The sequence below is a fragment of the Bartonella sp. AC70YNML genome (genome assembly GCF_042196545.1).
In the GTDB taxonomy this organism is placed as follows: domain Bacteria; phylum Pseudomonadota; class Alphaproteobacteria; order Rhizobiales; family Rhizobiaceae; genus Bartonella.
This window is the reverse complement of the sequence record NZ_JBHIQK010000001.1, coordinates 192101-214059: the sequence shown is the minus strand read 5'-3', so window position 1 is coordinate 214059 and position 21959 is coordinate 192101. Positions and strand designations below refer to the sequence as shown.

The following is a 21959-nucleotide window of genomic DNA, read 5'->3' as shown; positions in this document are numbered from 1 at the left end:
TCAAATTCATTCATAAATTTTCTTGTTTAAAGATTAAAGAATTTCAAATACTTGATAAAAACATTGTTACATTTATAAGTTTTTTAGCAAGCGTAAAATTATGGATAGAGCAATAAAGTGCTGGTGTTATAGTGATAGATTTTTGTAAAAGTATGAATGAATCTCATTGCTTTAAGCAGAGCCAAAGCTTTACATTATACACGCTAAATGGCTAGGTTATTGTGTATGATGCTAAAATAAAACTTTTGAGAATTGATATGTGCTCTGCAAGCTATCTCAATAAAATGAGGAATTTTAAACTAAAGCAAATAGGTTTATCTATCTCTAACACTGTATTATCGAGCGGCTTTATAAGGTAATCTTATAAAAAAGGCTAGGATAAGAAATTCTTTTTACATGGATTATGCTTCGATGCCATGCTTTTGATTGAATGTAATTTTCTATTAATGCCCATTCTGGTTTCAACACTGAGATAGGTTAAACACATGATATTATGAGAACGCATGCCCAGAATCCAGAGACTTGTAATAGTTAGAGCATGCCGTGGCTTAGAGAGCTGGTTATATGGAGGTATTTTACTGAATAAAGGCACAAGCTGGTACCTTTTTTATTTTTTAGCAGTATTGCCATACCTCTTGGCACTTGCGTTGGTTCATAAAGTACATTTTTACTCTTTCCGCTAATAGTTTTTATTTACACGACAGATATTTAATTGAATACGATGATGGCTCATATTTCGTATTGTGTATGGAATAATGGATGATAAAATTCCCACCCCAACGCAAAGAATAAATGTTGTGCGTAAGATGATCGTTTTTGAAGAGACTGATGATGTGTTAAGAAAGTTTTTTAGAGATTTTTCTTTCTGATTTTTTTAATTGAATACGTAAAATGTTTTACAGCATTATGATTTTTATCAGTAACGGATAATTTGGCGGAAATATTTGTAATGATACGTACAACATTGTTTAAAAGGAAAGACGTTGGCTATAGTCTTTACAGGAAGATGAGTAACCTAAGAGATCAGATGAAGTTATTTTAGAAAAGTTTTTAAGTGTTTTGAATTTTGTATGAAGCGGTTTATCATTGTTGAATGGTTTGTGTTATAGTACGCTAAAAAGCGATAAGAGGATAAAAAGCTCTTTTTGCAATAAAAGCGTGTAATTGCTTTTAAGTTAAGAAGAAAATATATAAGTAAGATATTATATTTGATACATTCTTCAGAGGAAGCATGAATAAATGAAATCAAATTTAAAAGCATAAAGTTAGAGAGAATAATGGGTAATATTTTTTCACCAACGCATTTAATTATAATTTTATTGATTATCTTTGTGCTTTTCGGTCGCGGTAAAATTTCTGAATTAATGGGCGATGTTGCTAAAGGAATTAAAGCCTTCAAAAAAAATATGAAGGAAGAAGATGATAGCATTGAGGATAAAGTTGAAATGGCTCCTACTTCCCAAATGATTGATGTAGAATCTCAACAATCTCAGCCGTTATCGGTAAAACATGCAACAGTGCGCAGAAAGGTTTCTTCTGCTTCTAAAAAACGCAAAACATCTGTTGCTAAAAAACAGTAACAAAAACGCAATCATCATTGTGCAATATTTTTTGATGAGAAAGTCGAATTAAGAGATGTTTGGGATTGACGGATCAGAGTTTATCGTAATCTTACTTGTTCTCATCATTGTCGTTGGACCAAAAGACTTACCTAAAATATTAAAGACAGTAGCAAAGATAAGAGCGTATGTGTATTCAACAGCAAATGAACTTCGTCATCAGTTTGATAATTTAATAAAACAAATCGAGCGCGATGATTTGCAAAAAGTATGTTCGGATATTAGCGATTCAAGTAAGAAGTTGGCAGAAACTTTTGATCCCACTCAAAATATATTAGAGGATATCCACGATAATTGGGATGTTAAGGAAACACACTATAAATCAAAAAAAGATAAAGAAATTTTGGAATGCGATCAAAACGTAACCAATAAAGATACGACAGTATCTATCGCTTCTAAAGATAAAGAAGATATGTCATGAATGTTAAGAAAGATGAAGTTGATGCCCATATGGCACCACTTTTAGAACATTTAATTGAACTTCGTCAGCGAATTATTGCTGCCTTGGTTGCATTTATGATCGCTTTTATGATGTGTTTTCTTGTTAAAGATTATATCTTAAATTTTTTACTATGGCCATATCAGTGGGCAATGAAAATAGCAGGGGGTAATCCTGAGGGAATTCGTTTACAATCAACGCAAGTATGGGAAACTTTTTTAACGAAGATGAAGCTTTCTGCTTTTGGGGGAATTATTTTATCTTTTCCCTATACGGCTTTTCAGTTTTATAGTTTTATTGCACCAGGGCTTTATAAAAATGAGCGGATGGCTTTTTTACCATTTCTCATTGGGGGGCCTATTTTATTTTGTATTGGAGGAGCGTTTGTTTATGGTCTATTCGCGCCAATAATACTATGGTTTAGCCTTTCTCAACAATTTCTTCCAGATGTTCATTTAAAAATAGAGTTTATAGTGCGTATTTCTGATTATTTGGGCTTTATGACATCATTTATCCTAATTTTTGGTTTGATTTTTCAATTACCTCTTGTCATCAGTCTTTTAACAAAAATTGGATTTTTAACATCTCATGATTTGGCGTCTAAACGAAAATGGGCTATTTTGCTCTCTTTTATCATTGCGGCAATCATAACGCCGTCGGATTTTTTTACGATGTTTGCAGTGGCTTTACCAACGATAGCACTTTACGAGATTTCAATTTTAATTGCTTACAGTATAGAAAAGAGAAGAAAATCCGCTTAAGAAAAGTGTATAATCTTATGCGATAAGGAATGAATAAAAACAATATAAATGAGGAATTTTTATGCTTGATATTAAGTGGATTCGTGACAATCCTGAGAAATTAGATAAAGCACTCGTAAGTAGAGGTCTTGAGCCACAAGCTAAAAGGTTAATACAACTTGATCTTGCACGTCGGTCGCATATTGCTAAGGTGCAATTGGCGCAGGAACATCGCAATGCTGTTTCAAAGGAAATAGGACAGGCTTTGGCTGTATCTGATCAGCAAATGGCTGAACGTCTTAGAGCTGAAGTTGAAGAGATTAAAGCTTTTCTTTCCTCTGCAACAGTGGAAGAAAAGCAACTGACGGAGAGTCTTGAGAAACTTCTTTCAGCACTTCCAAATATTCCATTAGATGATGTTCCAGAAGGTAAAGATGAAAGTGATAATGTCGTCATTCGACATTTTGGTACACCTCCAACATTTAATTTTACACCAAAGGAACATTTTGATCTTGGTCAAGATCTCAAACAAATGAACTTTGAGCGAGCTAGTCGTTTGTCTGGAACACGTTTTACAGTGCTTTCAGGGGCGTTAGCACGGCTAGAACGAGCATTAGGACAATTTATGCTTGATGTGCATGTGAATGAGCATGGTTATACAGAAGTCTCAGTACCTCTTCTTGTTCGTGATGAGATTGTTTACGGAGCAGCACAATTGCCGAAGTTTGCAGAGGATCTTTTTCAGACAACAGATGGTCGATGGCTTATTTCTACTGCAGAAGTACCATTAACTAATTTGGTTAACGATGAAATTCTTGAAATATCAGATTTACCACTGCGATTTTCTTCTTTATCTCCTTGTTTTCGTTCAGAGGCTGGAGCAGCCGGTCGTGATACGCGCGGTATGTTGCGTCAGCATCAATTTTGGAAAGTTGAAATGGTCTCGATTACCAGTGAAGAGCAGTCTTTAATTGAATTGGAACGTATGACTGAATGTGCAGAAGATATATTAAAACGGCTTGATTTGCCTTTTCGCACAGTGGTTCTTTCTACGGGTGATATGGGGTTTGCAGCGCGTAAAACCTATGACATCGAGGTTTGGCTTCCTGGTCAAGAATGTTATCGTGAAATTTCTAGCTGTTCAGTTTGTGGAGATTTTCAAGGTCGTCGTATGAATGCGCGCTATCGTAAAGACGGCGATAAAAAATTGCATTTTGTTCATAGCCTTAATGGTTCTGGTACGGCTGTTGGACGTTGTCTTATTGCCGTACTTGAAAATTATCAACAGGCTGATGGATCAATTATTATTCCAGATGTTTTACAACCTTATATGGGAGGCATGCGCTGTATTACTGCTTAATTTTACGAAAGGAGAGACAATATGCGTTTATTGCCAAGAGGTGATGATACACAGGCGCAAGTTTTTGCCATTTTAAAAGAAGCAGTTTGTCAGTATGATAAAAGTGCACCTTCATTGGAGATTGAATGATACTATGGGGCAAAAGGGTATTTTACAATTTCGTGAGGAGTTAGCCGCTCTTGTACTGAAAATGCGTAGCAAAGGCATTGATGACGTGCGATTTTTTTCTGCATTAGAGAAAATTCCGCGTCAACAGTTTGTTGCTGCTCCTTGGTTCAATAGTGCTTATGATAATAAAGTTATTCCCCTTGAGTGTGGTGAATATATGGAACGTTTGGAAGAACAACTCTTAATTCTTTCGGCATTATCGTTGAAAAAAAGGCATCGTGTCTTAGAAATTGGTACAGGATCTGGTTTTTGTACTGCTCTTATAGCATGTCTGAGTGACCGTGTGACAACGATTGATCGTTATAAAACGCTTGTTGATTTAGCACGACAAAAATTTCAAACTTTAGGAATTGAAAATATTGTTATACGGCAAATTGATGGAAGTCATAGTGTGACAGGCTTAGGATCATTTGATCGCATTCTTATTTGGCCATCACGTTTTGATGAACCCAAGGAATTTTTAGAACTTTTAGCTGAAAATGGAATTCTCATTCAGGCGATAGGACCTGACGAAGGGGTACAAACGGTGACGCGCTATACAAAAATCGGTAGTCGATTTGAGTGTTTAGAACTGTTCCAAGTGCGTTACCAACCTTTTATTAAAGGCATTGCAGAGATACTTTAATTTTTAAAAGCTAAGAAATTTCTGCAAATTGCCTACGTTAAATTCATTTTGATCTTATATAAAGATATTTATGAATAAAACATCTCATTTTAACTCTTCGGTAATTTAAAAAAGCTTTAATGGAGTGAGTTGATTATTGATGAGTGAGCAAAACGATGTGTCTAAAAGCTTTGGATAATATTTTCCAGCATAATTTTCAGAGAATAACTTTGTTAGCGGTGGTAACTATTGTTGCTGGTTGTAGTTCTGGTACACAGCGTTTTTCCGATACGTTCTCTCATCGTACGGTATCATCTCAATCAAATATATCAAGTACTATGTATACAGATCCGCGAATGCTATCATACGGTAGTGGTATGATACAAAGCACTGAATTGCCACCTGTGGAATCAAGCGATGATTCGTGGGGAGATGATAATTCCCCCTATAATTTTCTACATCAAGGTAGGATAACTTCTTCTGATGGTCGCGTTATGGGCGCCCCTCCACGTAATCTTGGAACACTTTCTCGTTCAGAAATGGATAAATCTCCTATTTTTCGGCGGAATTCTTATATTGTTCAGAGTGGAGATACACTGCTCAGTATTGCACGACAAGTAGGGGTTAGTGTTGAGGCATTAAAATTAGCAAATGGTATAAACGGCAATTCCATTTATATCGGTCAGGTCCTTGTTGTTCCAAGCAGGCGTACATTAGCAGCTTCAAATGCACACAATAATAACGATTGGGCAGTGTCAACAACAGAATCTGCATCCCAATCTCAAGTGATGTCCTCTATAAAAAACAAGAAGTCCTCTCCTATATATAAAGCTCCTGTAACAACGCCACTCTCTGCAAAGATGAACAAATCAAGTTCTGAGAAAAAAATTTCTAGACAGATGATGCAATTGAAACATGAGACTGGTTTGTCAAGTACTGTTACGAATACAGATAATATGATGACTCCGCAAGCCACAGGAATTTCTAAGATGCGTTGGCCAGTACGAGGGCGTTTATTAAGCCAGTTCGGTCAAAAAAAGGGAACAGTAATGAATCGAGGAATAGATATTGCAGTGCCTGAAGGGTCTTCGGTAAAGGCGGCAGAAAATGGTGTGGTTATTTATGCGGGAGATGGACTAAAAGAGCTTGGTAATGTTGTGATGATTCGACATGAAAATGATATTATCACTATTTATGGATGTAATAGTAAGCTTGTTGTTAACAAAGGACAAAGGATAAGGCGCGGTGATGAGATTGCTAAATCTGGTGTTTCAGGAAATGTTAAAACGCCACGTGTCTATTTTGAGATGCGTAAGAATTCATTACCTGTTGATCCCCTTAAATATTTAGAAAACTAATTTATTGATGACTTTTACATTTGAATAGTCTTACAGTTTATAGAAAATTCATGAAAAATAATTGATTTTCTTAAATCAATAACATTGCAGCAAAAAATCATTGGTTTCAGGAAAGTAGTTCGTTGGGGTCGTTAGGTATTACCATCTTTGTATTTATGAAAGTGTAAGACAATAGTATCATACTATTTGTCAGCTTTGAGTGTTCCAATTTCTCTTGCATTTGAGAGAAGCATGAAAAAAATATTTCACGCCTTTCTTAAAAAGTTTTTATCTACAGGCTCATTTCATATGTGTGACGTGCAAGAAAATCGTTTTGATTAATTCAGAAAGTTTGAAATGAGAGCGTTTTATTGTATTTAGATCTGTCATTTGATATCAAAAACGATAAATTATCTATATAAATTAAGTTTGTTCATTAGAAAAATTATCTTGTATAATTTATTGAGTTAGTGAAAAGATTTGTATTGTAGGATATACAATAGGGGAAAGTGAATCTATTTTTTAAGATTTTTCTCATTGTATTTTGGTATTCTGCCTCTTAAGGATTTATTGTATTTTTGTAAAGCTGTGATTAGATTATGTAGTTATTGCTTTTTATGATAAATTCTTTAGGAATTTTTTCTGTATCGGAATTTCATTTTAATAGAGTGGGAAATAACTGAGGTTTAACTATAGGAGATAAAAATGTTTATTACGAACGCTTATGCTCAAATTGCAGGCGATGTTTCCGGTGGAATTTCATTTGCTAGCGCTGTCCCATTCATTTTAATTTTTGCAATTATGTATTTTTTTATCGTTCGTCCACAGCGTGCCCAAATGAAAAAACGCCAAGAAATGCTTAATGCAGTACGTCGTGGTGATACAGTTATAACGGGTGGTGGTATTATCGGCAAGGTTACGAAGGTTCACGACGAGAGTGATGAATTAGAGGTTGAAATTGGTGAGAGTATGAATATTCGTGTTATTCGCTCAACATTAGCTGATGTGCGCATTAAAGGTGAGCCGATTGCAGAAAAAAAATCAAAACTTAATGCTAAAGCAAAAAGACCACAAAAGTCTAAATCTAAAACGGCAACGAAAGAAGATATGAGTATCTCTAAAGAGAAAAAAGCTATATCAAAGGAAAATGCATCTTAAGGTGTAATGGCAGTTTATTACATTTTTTAAGCATTTTTATAAAAAGCTTGGCAAGATCAAGACAATTTCATTGAAAAATGGGCTTTTATAGTGGCTACAGAAAATGGAGTTTTTGTTTTCTTTAGATTATTAAAATAGTTGTTTTATTTATAGAATATTACGCAATTTTTTTCTGTTTTTTAAACAAGATCATTGTTTTTATAAAAAGAGATTTGTGAGTAAATAAGCTGAGGAAACTTTTTAAAAAATAGATTTATTTAAACAGGTATAGCATTTTACTGCGGTTTATTCCCAAATTTTCATATATTTGTTGTATGATAAGATTAGGGTATTATATAAAAATTTTCACTTCAATACTAGGCTATGTTTAACATATCAATGTTTATATCATCCTTACTTTAATTTTTATGGTGAGAAGTAGCAAAGACAATTGGATTATTCAAAAATAAAAGGTGCATATTCATGTTCGATGCAATTCAAATTCGTGAAGCACATTTTCCAAGTCGCGCACCTATTGATGCTTATGGAAATGGTGGGTTTCGTTTTGCTGATATGTCTCATAGAGGTTCTATTATTTGTGTACCATCAGGCATTTATGGCATTGAGATGGCAGGGCCTGTTCCCACTCAAGGGGATATATCTCGTATTTTAGAAGAAGCTTCTGAAATCGAAGTTTTATTAATAGGTACTGGAATTGAATTATTACGATTACCTGAAGAGTTACGGGTGCTTTTATGGGAAAAACGTATTTCATCAGATACAATGAGTACGGGAGCGGCGGTCCGTACATTTAATGTTTTATTGGCTGAAGATCGCGCTGTTGCGGCGTTATTATTTGCGGTAGAATAGAGTATTGTTTAATAAAAAAAAGGCTCTGGTCTAGCATGAAAGACTTGTGTAATTATTTCCTGCGCTGTAAAATACTGTCGTTTAAGGCGGTGATATAAGGGTATAGAATGTACATAACTTAACACATTAAGTGTTTTTAAATACAGCAGCAAGTATTCAGGACAAAGTTTGCTCGTAGTTCCTAATGAATCACATGAGTGATCAGCTCTTGGCACTTGAGACAGTTCATAAGAGGCATTTTAATTCTTTCTTATACAGTTTTTACCTACAAGCCAGTCCCGCTTGTGACGTGCAAGGGAATAGTTTTTATTGATGTAACATGAAATTGGTTTGAAATGAAAGCATATCTACGATATTTGGGATTCTAATTTAACATACAAAACACAAAATTGTCATTATAAATCAATGCATTTATAGTAACAGAAACGCACCGAGAGCAATTGGATTTTTTACAAATTGGTGTTGGTAAGAACCTTTGTCTTTTAGAGTGGGGAGGAGGTCAATGATTTGATGAAGTTTTTGTGATCAGTGCATTTTTTATAAAATAACATTGTCATCTATCCACTGAAAAAGTGTTTTGCGTTGTTTGTTGTTCAAGTTTTACTATGCATGTTACGATTGGTTTTTAGCTTTTTTACTGCAAATGAAAACTTGAAGTCCGATAAGATAAGTTTTATCAGAAAAATTATTTATTTAATTTTTTCTTTCTAAAACGAAAAGGGACTAGAAAAGAAATTTTAATTCATAATACAGTTAAGAGACGCATTTAAAAATCTTATTTTCTGAACTGTATTTGCCTATCTTTCATTTTTTAATATGAATAAAAAGAGGGTATTAATTTAATTGCTAAAAAAGGGACGTTAATAGGTTCATAGAATGATAGGCTCTCTTCCTTATTGTCTTGATATTTTACGTACCATAGATCGTGATCGCTATATATCGGTTTTATTTGCGCCTAAAAAAAAGCGCCAAGCATTGGCTGCTCTTTATGTATTTAATGCTGAAGTTTCTCGTATCCGCGAAAGTGTACATGATCCACTTATAGGAGAAATACGGTTACGTTGGTGGTATGACGCTATTGCTCATGGTGAAATGCAAACGAGTGGAAACAATCCGATTTTGAATGATTTATTAAAAGCAATGACTCTTTTTAATTTACCTAAGACAGCTTTTTTACGTTATTGTGATGCGCAAATTTTAGATCTTTATCACAATCCAATAGAAACACTTCATGATCTAGAGCATTATTGTAGTGAGACAGCAGGCATAATTTTACAGCTTTCTTGTCAGATATTAGATCCTGAAACTGCACAAGAGTTTACAGATATCTATGAATACGGAGGGATTTCTCAAGGATTAAGCGGTGTATTGCGTCTTTTATCATTCATGCAATCACGATATCAATATTATTTACCCACTGATATATTAAAAGCTGTAGGAGTGAATAGGGAAGATTTGGAATCTCATCGTCTCAGTGATCAACAAAAGAATTGTATTGTTGAAGCTATGGTAGCATTATCGCGCGATCATTATAACCGATTTTACGAGTATTCTTGTACTTTACCGAGAGTTCTTAAGCCAGCTTTTCTTCCATTGGTCATTGTACCGGCTTCTCTTCAAAAAGCTATACAGCTGGGGGCAGCAATTTTTCAAGAGAGCGCAACTTTGCCATTGATGTATCGCTATTGGTTGATAACAAGGGCAGCAATAAGCGGCAATTTTCCAAAGATATTGTAAAAGAATATTACTATGTTGGAATGCGTGACATGTAGACTGATTTTCTCATATGAAGATAAAGGAGCTATTGTGATTCCAAACCATTTTTTTGTTATAAAAAATGTTGATGTTTTGGTTGTTATGAACACAAAAGAATAAGAAATTTTGTGATCTTGAAAATACGGTATATTTCTTAATCAGTAGTATGTTTTATTCAGTGTATTGGATAGGTGAGATGCAGAGAAAGAAAAACATGAAATAAAATTTCTATTTTATGAGACAAGTTATCTTAGCAGTCTATAAGTCTATAAAAAACTCTTATTTTTGAGAAATTATAACATCATAATTGATGACTGTTATGATTTATGAATATATTGATTTATAATGATAATTCGTTTTTTCTCATATTGAATGAGAGTCTTGAATAGAACAAGATTTCTCCATTTTTATAATGAATTTTAAAAATAGTTTTTTTATCTATTATAAGTTGGGTGTGTAAATGAAATCATTTAAGGAAGAAGCAATACGCTCCCTATGAATGAATATTAAGAGTAGCAATATGAGCTATGAATGAATGACGATAGGGATGACATTTATAGCTTAATGGGCGACAACCTTTGGATGGATAATGTTTTTTAATGCATTGCAAAAACGATTCTACATTCCATTGACTATTTTCTCGCAAATCCATACATGCACTGTTTTGCGAGAAAATGAATCATTATAAAAACGCTGATACTAAGATATGCAGACAAGAAACCTGTCTTACCTCTTAAACTATAGACGAAGAGCGATAGACACTTTATCAAATAAGCCCTTTAAATTATGCACAATCTTTTTATTGGAGAGCGTTAAAGATCTGATTATAATTTGTGCTATTAATTTCCAAAGGATGTTCTTTATTGGCAACTTGGAGCATTTCTAGCTTAAGATCTTCTCTTATCATCATATCTATATTGGCGCGGACCTCAGTTGAAAGAGTATGAGACGTGATATCTTTAGGCATTGTTACAGTCTTTATTTGATAAATGATACGGTTTGTTGCAACCGGTCCTTTTATGACACCATAATGACCTTTGGGACCAGAAAACAAGGCTTTAACACCTTCAACACCAAGGACTTCAGATGAATCTTGACGCCGGAGGGCTGGTGTTGTTTGTTTTGTAACACCAAGGGTATGAGCAAGAGCAACAAGACTTTTTCCTTCCGTGAGCTGTTTGAGAGCATTTTGGGCTTTTTCATCAAGAAGACGTTGGATTTCCTCATTTTTCCATTGAGAAAGAACATCTAGCTTAGCTTCTTCAAGTGTCTTATCGCGGGCAGGAATAATTTTATCGACCTTATACCAGAGATACCCACCATTTTGAAAAGAGAGAGGATCAAGATCGACACCTTCGTTTGATTGATAGATGGCATTCAGTAAAATATCTTTTTGAGGTAAATCCGTGAGTATTGCACCTTCAAGCGTTTTCCCCGTTTTATCAATGGTAATTGTGCGCAAAGATAACTTGTATTGGTCAGCTAACTCTTTGAGAGAAGCACCCTCAAAACGAGCATTTTCAATGGCTACATAATTATTACGAATATCATCCGTAGCACGATTTTTGGCAAGTATTTGGCGAATATTTTCTTCTACACTTTCAAAAGGAAGAGAGCTTGAGGGTTCAATATGTATGATGCGAATGATAACAGGTCCCTGTAAGTCATTGATTACAGCACTGACTTGCCCTTGTTGGAGTTCAAAAATTTCGGATGCTAGATGGCTAGGAAGTTCATTTTCTGCGAGAGGCCCTTTTTGTATGTCATTAAGAGTCTTTTTTTCAGCTTTTACCAGTTCATCAAAACTCAATCCATCGGCTATTTTTTTTGCTGCATTATCGGCTTCTTCGCGTGAGGGGAATCGCAGTTCTTCGAATGTACGCTTTTCAGGGGTTACAAAACGTGAAGCATTTTGGGTATAATAAGCTTTTGCCTCATCTGTTGGGATATCTTTAGGTTTTACGAAATCATTAAGTTCCATAGATAATAAAGAGACAGTGCGGTATTCTGGAGTACGAAATTCATTTTGATGTGTTTCAAACCATTTTTGCAGTGTTTCGTCATCAGGATCAGCTGTTATTTCCTTTTCTTTTAGATCAATCATGAGATAATCTGCGATACGCATTTCTCCTTGATAAAGAGCAAGTGCTTTATAGAAGAGATCTGGTGCTTTCATATCAGAGAATAAAGCTGAAATAATTTGGTTACGCTTTTCTTTTCTGGTGTAATAATTAAGAAAAGCACTTTCACTGATACGTAAATGCTGAAGATAGTTATAAAATAAATTTTTATCAAAAGTGCCATTTATTTGGAACATATTATCAGTTCCAATCATACGCGCTATTGTATCTTTTGAAAGACTTATTTTCATTTTACGGGCTTGTTCATCAAGCAGTGTATTTTGTTGTAATTGATTAAACACAAAAGCGGGAATTTGGTATTGCTGCATTTCATTTGGCGTAAACATTCGTCCAAGATGAGCGGCATGTGCTAAACGTGCGCTTTGATCGGCAAGAGCGAGACGATAATCATCGACAGTTACTGTGGACTTTCCAGAAGTAATAAGGCCTCTTTCATTTTTGGTGTGTAACTGTGGTATCCCCCATAAAAGAATGAAGCATAAGAGTAAAATAGCAAGGAAAATTCTGGCAATCCAAGAATTTGCAGCATTTCTTACGATGTCAAGCATTGTTTAATTCCACTTTTAACATGAGTTATTATCAAAGCAGTAACGGAATTTGCAACAAAGACACGAAAGATGCAAGCTTTAAAGACTTGCTTTCACTTTATAATTTGGTACTTACAGATAAATAATATATTATAATAGCTCTTGAGGTGAAAATATGTCTCCAAATATTCGGCCTTTTCTTGCTGGAAATTGGAAAATGAATGGAACGAGTGAATCGCTTGGAGAGTTGCGTGCTATTGCTACAGGCGTTAGCTCTGATCTAGGTCATTTGTTTGAAGCTTTAATTTGTGTTCCAGCAACGCTTTTATCGCGTGCTTCTGATACGCTGGATGGTGAAAATCTCCTTTTAGGAGGACAAAGTTGTCACTTTGATGACTATGGCCCTTATACTGGAGATATTTCAGCTTTTATGCTTAAAGAAGCGGGAGCAAGTCATGTTATTATCGGGCATTCAGAACGTCGTACAGTGTATCAGGAAAATGATGCTATTGTCTGCGCCAAAGTGCAAGCAGCGTGGCGAGCAGGGCTTGTGGCTCTTGTATGTATTGGTGAAACATTGGAAGAACGCAATAATAATAAAGTGCTGGATGTTCTCGCACAGCAGCTTGAGGGATCTTTACCAGATGATGCAACAGCAGAGAATATCATTATCGCTTATGAACCTGTTTGGGCGATAGGCACCGGCAATACAGCAACTGTAGAAGATATTGCAAAAGTGCATCATTTCATTCGTGATGAGATGTGCTCTCGTTTTGGGGATGAAGGGAATAATATGCGCCTTCTTTATGGTGGATCAGTAAAACCCTCCAATGCATTTGAGCTTTTAAGCATTGCTCATGTTAATGGTGCTTTGATAGGTGGAGCAAGTTTAAAAGCGACTGATTTTTTAACTATTTGCGATGTTTATCGTAAATTATAGCGGAGAAATTTGAGTTACCCCTTGGATTGTGTGTTATTTATGTGTAAATAACCATGAAAGAGTTATTTGAAGAGCAGGGTTTATGCAAACAGTACTTATTGTTATTCATTTATTGATTGTGATTACTTTGGTTGGTATTATATTAATTCAACCTTCAGAAGGTGGTGGGCTCGGTGTGAGTAATAGCTCAGGGTTGATGAAAACTCGTGGATCTCGAAACCCTTTAACACGTTTGACTGCTATTTTAGCCTGTTGTTTTTTTGTTGTGTCTATTGGACTTACCGTGGTGAGTAATATATCAAATTCTAGTTCTGATATTTTAAAGCGTATACCGGTTAATTCAGAGCAGAATTCTACCAATAAAGGCTCAGGATCAGTCCCATCATCAGATGGTGAGTCTTCCCCTTCTATTCTTGAGCAGCTAGGAGGTCCTTCGAATTCTCCGCAGGAACAGAAACAGTCCACAAATCCTGAAGCAGAAAGCCCAGTTCCACCGGTTCTTGAAAATACAGTTCCGGATAACAGTACAAAATAGTTTTTTAAGAAAATATAGACTTTTTAAAAAGGTGATTTTTTCACCTTTTTTATTTTAGAAGAAAAATTGTTTCTTTTTGCATTTTTTGCTGGAAAAATCATTATAAATTGCTTATCACCATAAGCCCATGGCACGTTATGTTTTTATTACTGGTGGTGTGGTTTCTTCCCTTGGAAAAGGCATCGCAGCAGCGGCGTTAGCAGCGTTATTACAGGCTCGTGGCTATCGCGTACGTCTTCGCAAACTTGATCCTTATTTAAATGTTGATCCAGGTACGATGTCACCTTATCAACATGGTGAAGTATTTGTGACCGATGATGGTGCAGAAACGGATCTTGATCTTGGTCATTATGAGCGTTTTACTGGGCGTTCTGCAAATAGCCAAGATAATATTACAACAGGGCGTATTTATCGCAATATCATTGAACGAGAGCGGCGTGGTGATTATTTGGGGGCAACAGTCCAAGTTATTCCTCATGTTACAGATGAAATTAAGAGATTCATTACGATGGGAAATGAAGAATTTGATTTTGTTTTGTGTGAGATAGGTGGAACGGTTGGTGATATTGAAGCAATGCCTTTTCTAGAAGCGATTCGTCAGCTTCGCAATGAGCTACCGAGACAAAATGTCGTTTATGTCCATCTCACCTTAATGCCTTATATTCCTTCGGCAGGTGAATTAAAAACGAAACCAACACAACATTCTGTCAAAGAATTGCAAGCAGTTGGTATTTCTCCTGATATTTTGCTTGTACGTGCAGATCGATCTATTCCAGAAACAGAACGATGCAAATTATCACTTTTTTGCAATGTTCGCTCCAATGCAGTCATTCAGGCATTAGATATGCCAACAATTTATGATGTTCCTATGGCATACCATAAGGAGGGTTTGGACTCTGAAGTTCTTTGCGCTTTTGGAATCGATTCGGCTCCTTCCCCCAAGATGGATCGTTGGGAAGATATTACGCATCGCATTCACCATCCTGAAGGAGAAGTTACGATTGCTGTTGTAGGAAAATATACGGGCTTAAAGGATGCTTATAAATCCCTTATCGAAGCGATTGCGCATGGTGGTTTAGCGAATAAAGTGAAGGTTAATATTGAGTGGATTGATTCGGAACTTTTTGAAAAAGAAGATTCTGTTTCAGCTTTACAAAAAGCCCATGGAATTTTGGTTCCAGGTGCTTTTGGGGCACGAGGGTCTGAAGGGAAGATTCGAGCAATTCAATTTGCACGAGAGCGTAAAGTTCCATTTTTAGGAATTTGTTTTGGAATGCAATTAGCTTGTATAGAAGCTGCACGCAATATTGCACAGATTGAGAATGCTTCATCAAGTGAATTTTGCGAAACAGACAATCCAATTGTAGGTTTAATGACAGAATGGCTTAAAGGAGACGTTCTTGAAAAACGTACAAGAAATGGTGATCTCGGCGGTTCAATGCGCCTTGGTGCTTTTGCTGCTGAATTAAAGGAAGAGAGTCATATTGCTCAAATTTATGGGATGACCAAGATTGTCGAGCGACATCGTCATCGTTATGAGGTCAATATTGATTATAAGGATAAGTTAGAACAGTGTGGTTTGATTTTTTCTGGGATGTCTCCTGATGGTATTTTACCAGAAACGATAGAATATGTAGATCATCCATGGTTTATTGGTGTTCAATATCATCCAGAATTAAAATCTCGTCCTTTTGATCCACATCCGCTTTTTTCTTCTTTTATTGAAGCCGCTGTAGAACAAAGTCGATTAGTTTAATGCATAAATTTGGTTACTTTGCTTTTGAGGGATAAAATGACTAAACCAAATGCCCGTGTGAAAGTTGGAAATATGATTTTTTCAAATGAAATGCCTCTTTCATTAATTGCAGGGCCGTGTCAGATGGAAAGTCGAGATCATGCTTTTGAAATGGCTGGTCGTATTAAAACAATTACCGATCAGCTTGGTATCAGGTTTGTTTATAAATCAAGTTACGATAAAGCCAACAGAACCTCTTTGAGTGCGGCACGCGGCATTGGTCTTGAAAAAGCAATGGCTATTTTTTCTGATTTAAAAAAAGAGTTTGATTGTCCCATATTAACTGATGTGCATACAGAAGAGCAATGTACAATTGTTTCTTCTACAGTTGATATTTTACAAATACCGGCTTTTTTATGTCGTCAAACAGATCTTTTGGTAGCAGCCGCTAAAACAGAATGTGTTATTAACATTAAAAAAGGTCAGTTTTTAGCGCCGTGGGACATGGAGAATGTTTTAAAAAAGGTTGTTTACAGTGGTAATCCGAATGTTATGCTTTGTGAGCGAGGCACGTCATTTGGTTATAACCGACTTGTTTCTGATATGCGTTCGTTGCCTATTTTACGTTCATTGGGTGCTCCTGTTATTTTTGATGCAACGCATTCTGTTCAAGAACCTGGGGGGCAGGGGGCTTCATCTGGTGGACAGCGTCAATTTGTTGAAATTTTAGCGCGTGCGGCTGTTTCTGTTGGGGTCGCAGGTATTTTTTTAGAAACGCATCAAGATCCAGATAATGCGCCTTCTGATGGACCCAATATGATTAAAGTTGATGATTTACAAAGATTGCTTGAGACTTTAATGGAATTCGATTATCTGTCAAAGAAACTGAATTGAGAAGAAAAAGTATTTCATTAATAGGTTGTTAGAAATGAATCGCGACTTTTATCGGATAAGGAAATACATATGACTATAATTGTCGATATCATTGGACGTGAAGTTCTTGATAGCCGTGGTAATCCAACGGTAGAAGTTGATGTTCATTTGGAAAATGGTGCGTTTGGTCGTGCTATGGTTCCTTCGGGAGCTTCAACGGGAGCACACGAGGCTATAGAACTTCGTGATGGTGGTTTGCGCTATCAAGGAAAAGGTGTTGAAAAAGCAGTTGCTGCAGTCAATGGCGAAATTCTTGAAGAACTTGGTGGTCGGGATGCAACAAATCAAATCGCTATTGATCAAGCCATGATTGCTTTGGATGGAACGCCAAACAAAGCCCGTCTTGGTGCCAATGCACTTCTTGGTGTTTCATTAGCTGTTGCAAAAGCAGCTGCGGCTTCATTAAATTTACCTTTGTATCGTTATATTGGGGGTACACAAGCGCATATTCTTCCAACACCTATGATGAACATTATTAATGGTGGCGTTCATGCTGATAACTTGATTGATTTTCAAGAGTTTATGATTATTCCTATAGGAGCGCCTACTGTTCGAGAAGCAATTCGTTATGGTGCTGAAATTTTTCATGCGTTGAAAAAGCGTTTAAAGGGTGCAGGTTATAATACCAATGTTGGTGATGAAGGTGGTTTTGCACCTCAATTTAAAAGCGCTGATCAAGCAATTGATTTTATTATGGAATCTATCATGATATGTGGTTATAAACCAGGTGAACAAATTGCCATTGGTTTAGACTGTGCTTCAACCGAATTTTATAAAAATGGCTCGTATTTTTATAAAGGTGAGGGAAAATGCCGTGACACCCAAGAGCAGGTAGAGTATTTAGCGCAGCTTGTGAAAAATTATCCTATTATTACAATTGAAGATGGAATGGCAGAGGATGATTGGGAAGGTTGGAAGCTACTCACGGATACAATTGGAGAAAGATGTCAGCTTGTTGGTGATGATTTGTTTGTAACGAATTCAGCACGTTTGCGTGATGGTATCAAAATGGGGGTAGGCAATTCTATTCTCATAAAAGTTAATCAAATTGGTACATTGAGTGAAACACTTGATGCTGTAGAAGTAGCACATAAAGCAGGTTATCGTGCCATTATATCTCATCGTTCAGGCGAAACAGAGGATTCTTTTATTGCAGATCTTGCGGTTGCAACGAATTGTGGACAAATTAAAACAGGTTCTCTTGCACGTTCGGATAGATTAGCAAAATACAATCAACTTATTCGTATTGAAGAAATGCTAGGAACCCAAGCGCGTTATGCTGGTGATGTATATCGTTGATAGTTGTGAGCACAAAGTGTGAGAGTATGATATTATTTAGATTATGAAATTGAGATTTCTTATCAAAGACATATGCGCAGTAATTTTATAGGTATTTAAATTTATAGGGATTAAGATGAGAGGTATAATTATTACTCAAGATCAAGGAATGTATCTCGTTTCGGGTGATGATGGTAAGCGTTATCAGTTTGCGACTTGGGATTGGTTGGGAAAGAAACCACCAAGGATCGGTGATACTGTTGATTTTGTGTATGAAGGGGGCGTTGTCAGTTCTGTTTTTCCATTGTTGAGAACAGGTACAGAGAACACAAAGATGATGTTCGCACTCCTTTGTTGGTGTGCAGGTATCTTTGGTGTCCATCGCTTTATGGTTGGTAAAGTTAGGACAGGTGCTTTAATGCTGGTTCTATCTTTATCATTGTTTGGATTGATAATTACCGGAATTTGGGCAGTTGTTGATTTTATAGTCATTCTTGGAGGAAAATTTACGGATAAAAATGGGAATCAAATTACAGATTTTTAAAAATCTTATAATAAAAAGGAGGTAATCTAGCCCGCTTTTTATTTTTATCAATATATTAAGTTCATAATAGCTCTGCGTTATTGTATTACATGTCTTTAATGTAAAATATTAAAAGGCTATGCCCAGTTGAACAAAAATATTGAAAAAACTGTGCTATTTTATATAGGTAAAACAAAAGCGCAAATCAATTACAGCGTACTTTAGGTTGCTGCTTATAGCAGGGAAAACATTAGTTATTTGGGGGGGCAAGACTATTCCAATTACACGTTGATCATGGTTTTTATGCGTTTTATTTATACCGTGAGGTTAATCCGCATATTATCGAATTAGAAATAATCTCTTTATGAATAACACATGAGGAGTAGCTTTATAGGTGGGCAAGGATGAAGGGTAAAATTATTGGTCAAGATCAAGGAGATTATTTCGTTTCAGGAGCTGACGGTAAGCGCTATCAATTTACGAGTTGGGATTGGTTAGGAAAAAAAACACCAAAGGTAGGGGATACCGTTGATTTTGTATATGAAGATAATGTTGTTAAATCTGTTCTCCCTCTTTTGAGTAAATCGCAGTCAGAAAAATCAAGATTGGCGATAGCACTTGTTTGTTGGTTTTTTGGTTTATTGGGAATTCATCGCTTTATGGCTGGTAAAGTTGGGACAGGCATTGTAATGCTTCTTATAACGATAACAGGTGTAGGATTGCTCGTTACTATACCGTGGACATTCATTGATTTTATAGTTATTTTATCCGGATATTTTAGGGATGAAAATGGGGATAAAATTATAAATTGGTAGAAATTTTAGAATAATATAAAATGTAAAGAGCTAGAAACTTTCTTTACTTTTAATGTTGTCAATATATTAATTTAATAATGTAAATTATTTTAGGCTATGTCTTTAAATGTGAAATATTAAAGAAAATTATGAATATTTAAATAAAACTATTGAAAAAGATTGTACTATTTCATATGAAAAAAGCAAAAGTGCAAATCGAACAGCGTACTTACCACTTATAATTGCGGGAATTTTAAGTTGTTGGGGGATTTTAAGCTTTTTAAATTGTCATATATCACGGTGAATACAGATTGTATTCATGCTGTGAGGTTTATCCAATATATTATCATATTAGAAGAAAAGCTTCTTTATGAATAACAATTTTATAGGTGGTGAAGATGAAAGGTAAAATTATTGGTCATGATCAAGGAGATTATTTTATTTCAGGGGCTGATGGTAAGCGCTATCAATTTGCGAATTGGGATTGGTCAGGAAAAACGCCGCCGAAAATTGGTGACGTAGTTGATTTTGTGTGTGAAGGGGATACCATTAAATCTATTTTCCCTATCTTGACTGAAGGTCAGTCACAGCAATCAAAAGTGACGTTAGCGGTCGTTTGTTTTTTTCTAGGTGGACTAGGAATTCATCGTTTTATGGTTGGTAAAGTTGGAACTGGCATTGCAATACTTCTTATAAATATAATAAGTGTAATAAGTATAATAAGTGTAATATTTATGCCGGTAGGGCTTATAGGAATTTTTTTGATAATTACACCTTGGGTATTGATTGATTTTATAGTCATTTTAACAGGAAGTTTTAAGGACAAAGATGGGTGTAAAATCACAACTTAGAGGATATCCAATATTTATAATATAAAAAGTGGGTTATTCAGCTTACTTTAATTGTATTAAGGGGGGGGACTTTGGTGGTAACAAATTGTTTGCATGTGTAGATTGAGTAATGAGGTGTTAATCAAAATCGTGCATAGTTGGGCTGAGTATTGAGGAATTTGTGCTGTAAAGACTGTGCTATTTTATGTGGACAAAGCAGAAACGTCGATCAATCAAAGTACGCTTTGTACTACCTCTTATGACGGTGGGAGTCTTAAGCTATTTCAGTTATCACATTTATCATGGTGAGTATGGATTGTATTCACGCAGTGAAGTTAATCAGCATATTAGTGAATTAGAAAAGGAGCTTCATAAAATAGAAGCTGAGCGGATATTCATGGAAAAGCGTATTTCTCTTTTACGCAACGGGCATATAGAAAAAGATATGTTGGATGAGTATGTCCGAAAGAATTTGAACTTCTCTAAGCCAAATGAACTGACAATCTTAATACCTTGAAATTGATACTAAAGGTAAATGAAAAATCGCTTAATTTAGACAACAATCAGCAATGATATTGTTTAAGCCGATTGATAAGGCTTGTAACTTTTGTTCGTAAAGGTTATTCCTAGATAATCATAAAAGGGAGTTTAATATGGCAGAACGACTTAAAAAAAATTCTGCGTCGGTAGCGCACACTGTATTATCAAGCACTACAAAGAAAGCACCAATAGCCTCTTTTACAAAAGAGGAAGAAATTGTTGCCTATCGTGAAATGCTTTTAATTCGCCGTTTTGAAGAAAAAGCAGGACAACTTTACGGTATGGGGCTTATTGGGGGGTTTTGTCATCTTTATATTGGACAGGAAGCCGTTGTTGTTGGAACATTGAAAGCGGCAAAAGAAGGTGATCAGGTTATTACGTCTTACCGTGATCATGGACATATGTTAGCGGTTGGGATGAGTCCGCGTGGTGTTATGGCAGAATTAACGGGGCGCCAAGGGGGCTTTTCCAAAGGGAAAGGTGGCTCGATGCATATGTTCTCTAAAGAAAAAAACTTTTATGGGGGACATGGTATTGTTGGGGCACAGGTTCCCATTGGTTCAGGCTTGGCATTTTCGAATCAATATCTTGATAAAGATAATGTGACATTGGTTTATTTTGGTGATGGTGCTGCAAATCAGGGGCAGGTTTACGAGAGTTTTAATATGGCTTCACTTTGGAAGCTGCCTGTTGTTTATATTATTGAAAATAATCAGTATGCTATGGGAACGTCCGTTTCACGTGCATCTGCAGAAACTGATTTTTCCCGTCGTGGTCTTTCTTTTGAAATTCCAGGTATTGTTGTTGACGGTATGGATGTTCGATCAGTAAAAGGAGCTGCTGATGAAGCAATTTCTTGGGCACGCTCAGGTAAAGGGCCGATCATTCTTGATATGCAAACCTATCGCTATCGTGGTCATTCCATGTCTGATCCAGCGAAATATCGTTCAAAGGAAGAAGTCCAAAAAATAAAAGAGGAACACGATCCGATTGATCAAGTAAAAAGTCGGATTCTTAAAAAAAATTGGGCGAGCGAGGACGATTTAAAATCTATTGAGAAAGAGGTCCGTGCAATTGTTGCTGATGCGGTAGATTTTGCACAAAGTGATCAAGAGCCAGATGCTTCTGAGCTCTATACTGATATTTTAGTTTGA

Annotated in this window: 20 protein-coding genes; 19 read left to right on the top strand and 1 reads right to left on the bottom strand. The window is 35.9% G+C overall.

Annotation, left to right across the window (positions count from 1 at the left end):
• Window positions 1–1277 precede the first annotated feature (1277 nt).
• The 9 genes from tatA (at window position 1278) to ACFIMU_RS01005 (ending at window position 10011) form a co-directional block, all read left to right on the top strand.
• Window positions 1278–1580 (top strand): twin-arginine translocase TatA/TatE family subunit, encoded by a 303-nt coding sequence (tatA, locus tag ACFIMU_RS01045; RefSeq protein ID WP_375606269.1) that lies wholly within the window; start codon window positions 1278–1280, stop codon window positions 1578–1580.
• Between the two features lie 55 nt (window positions 1581–1635).
• A complete protein-coding gene (locus ACFIMU_RS01040; protein WP_375606268.1) occupies window positions 1636–2040 on the top strand; it encodes a twin-arginine translocase subunit TatB in 405 nt (134 codons plus the stop codon).
• Complete coding sequence (gene tatC / locus ACFIMU_RS01035) at window positions 2037–2819, top strand: twin-arginine translocase subunit TatC (RefSeq protein ID WP_375606267.1); 783 nt, start codon at window positions 2037–2039, stop codon at window positions 2817–2819. The genes ACFIMU_RS01040 and tatC overlap by 4 nt, the downstream gene beginning before the upstream one ends.
• 61 nt (window positions 2820–2880) lie before the next feature.
• On the top strand, window positions 2881–4158 hold the full coding sequence (gene serS, locus ACFIMU_RS01030) for a serine--tRNA ligase (protein ID WP_375606266.1): 1278 nt from the start codon (window positions 2881–2883) through the stop codon (window positions 4156–4158).
• Between the two features lie 133 nt (window positions 4159–4291).
• Window positions 4292–4951: a protein-L-isoaspartate(D-aspartate) O-methyltransferase gene (locus ACFIMU_RS01025; protein ID WP_375606265.1), complete on the top strand. Its 660-nt coding sequence runs from the start codon at window positions 4292–4294 to the stop codon at window positions 4949–4951.
• A gap of 155 nt (window positions 4952–5106) precedes the next feature.
• Complete coding sequence (locus tag ACFIMU_RS01020) at window positions 5107–6288, top strand: peptidoglycan DD-metalloendopeptidase family protein (RefSeq protein ID WP_375696741.1); 1182 nt, start codon at window positions 5107–5109, stop codon at window positions 6286–6288.
• A 684-nt stretch (window positions 6289–6972) separates the two neighbouring features.
• Window positions 6973–7425, top strand: coding sequence for a preprotein translocase subunit YajC (gene yajC, locus ACFIMU_RS01015; protein WP_375606263.1), 453 nt, complete (start codon window positions 6973–6975; stop codon window positions 7423–7425).
• Between the two features lie 462 nt (window positions 7426–7887).
• Window positions 7888–8274: an Mth938-like domain-containing protein gene (locus tag ACFIMU_RS01010; RefSeq protein WP_375606262.1), complete on the top strand. Its 387-nt coding sequence runs from the start codon at window positions 7888–7890 to the stop codon at window positions 8272–8274.
• An 876-nt stretch (window positions 8275–9150) separates the two neighbouring features.
• Window positions 9151–10011 (top strand): phytoene/squalene synthase family protein, encoded by an 861-nt coding sequence (locus ACFIMU_RS01005; protein ID WP_375606261.1) that lies wholly within the window; start codon window positions 9151–9153, stop codon window positions 10009–10011.
• A gap of 817 nt (window positions 10012–10828) precedes the next feature.
• On the opposite strand, the gene ACFIMU_RS01000 is transcribed toward ACFIMU_RS01005, so the two are convergent.
• Entirely contained in the window at window positions 10829–12718 is a 1890-nt protein-coding gene (locus ACFIMU_RS01000; RefSeq protein ID WP_375606260.1) for a peptidyl-prolyl cis-trans isomerase, read from the bottom strand.
• Window positions 12719–12872: 154 nt separating this feature from the next.
• Here ACFIMU_RS01000 and tpiA point away from each other — a divergent pair, with 154 nt between their 5' ends.
• From tpiA to pdhA, 10 genes are all read left to right on the top strand, one after another.
• Window positions 12873–13637 (top strand): triose-phosphate isomerase, encoded by a 765-nt coding sequence (gene tpiA / locus ACFIMU_RS00995; RefSeq protein ID WP_375614954.1) that lies wholly within the window; start codon window positions 12873–12875, stop codon window positions 13635–13637.
• 82 nt (window positions 13638–13719) lie between these two features.
• Complete coding sequence (gene secG / locus ACFIMU_RS00990) at window positions 13720–14172, top strand: preprotein translocase subunit SecG (protein ID WP_375606258.1); 453 nt, start codon at window positions 13720–13722, stop codon at window positions 14170–14172.
• A 127-nt stretch (window positions 14173–14299) separates the two neighbouring features.
• Entirely contained in the window at window positions 14300–15928 is a 1629-nt protein-coding gene (locus ACFIMU_RS00985) for a CTP synthase (RefSeq protein ID WP_375606257.1), read from the top strand.
• A gap of 36 nt (window positions 15929–15964) precedes the next feature.
• Window positions 15965–16801 (top strand): 3-deoxy-8-phosphooctulonate synthase, encoded by an 837-nt coding sequence (gene kdsA, locus ACFIMU_RS00980; RefSeq protein WP_375606256.1) that lies wholly within the window; start codon window positions 15965–15967, stop codon window positions 16799–16801.
• A gap of 69 nt (window positions 16802–16870) precedes the next feature.
• The gene (gene eno, locus ACFIMU_RS00975) at window positions 16871–18139 is read left to right on the top strand and encodes a phosphopyruvate hydratase (RefSeq protein WP_375606255.1); all 1269 of its coding nucleotides are present in this window, start codon (window positions 16871–16873) and stop codon (window positions 18137–18139) included.
• Between the two features lie 115 nt (window positions 18140–18254).
• Entirely contained in the window at window positions 18255–18662 is a 408-nt protein-coding gene (locus ACFIMU_RS00970) for a TM2 domain-containing protein (protein WP_375606254.1), read from the top strand.
• Between the two features lie 383 nt (window positions 18663–19045).
• Window positions 19046–19456 carry a TM2 domain-containing protein gene (locus ACFIMU_RS00965; RefSeq protein ID WP_375606253.1) on the top strand — a complete coding sequence of 137 codons (411 nt, stop codon included), beginning with the start codon at window positions 19046–19048 and terminating at the stop codon, window positions 19454–19456.
• 377 nt (window positions 19457–19833) lie between these two features.
• On the top strand, window positions 19834–20286 hold the full coding sequence (locus ACFIMU_RS00960; RefSeq protein WP_375606252.1) for a TM2 domain-containing protein: 453 nt from the start codon (window positions 19834–19836) through the stop codon (window positions 20284–20286).
• Window positions 20287–20470: 184 nt separating this feature from the next.
• On the top strand, window positions 20471–20782 hold the full coding sequence (locus ACFIMU_RS00955; RefSeq protein ID WP_012754998.1) for a septum formation initiator family protein: 312 nt from the start codon (window positions 20471–20473) through the stop codon (window positions 20780–20782).
• A gap of 136 nt (window positions 20783–20918) precedes the next feature.
• Window positions 20919–21959 carry a pyruvate dehydrogenase (acetyl-transferring) E1 component subunit alpha gene (gene pdhA / locus ACFIMU_RS00950; protein ID WP_375606251.1) on the top strand — a complete coding sequence of 347 codons (1041 nt, stop codon included), beginning with the start codon at window positions 20919–20921 and terminating at the stop codon, window positions 21957–21959.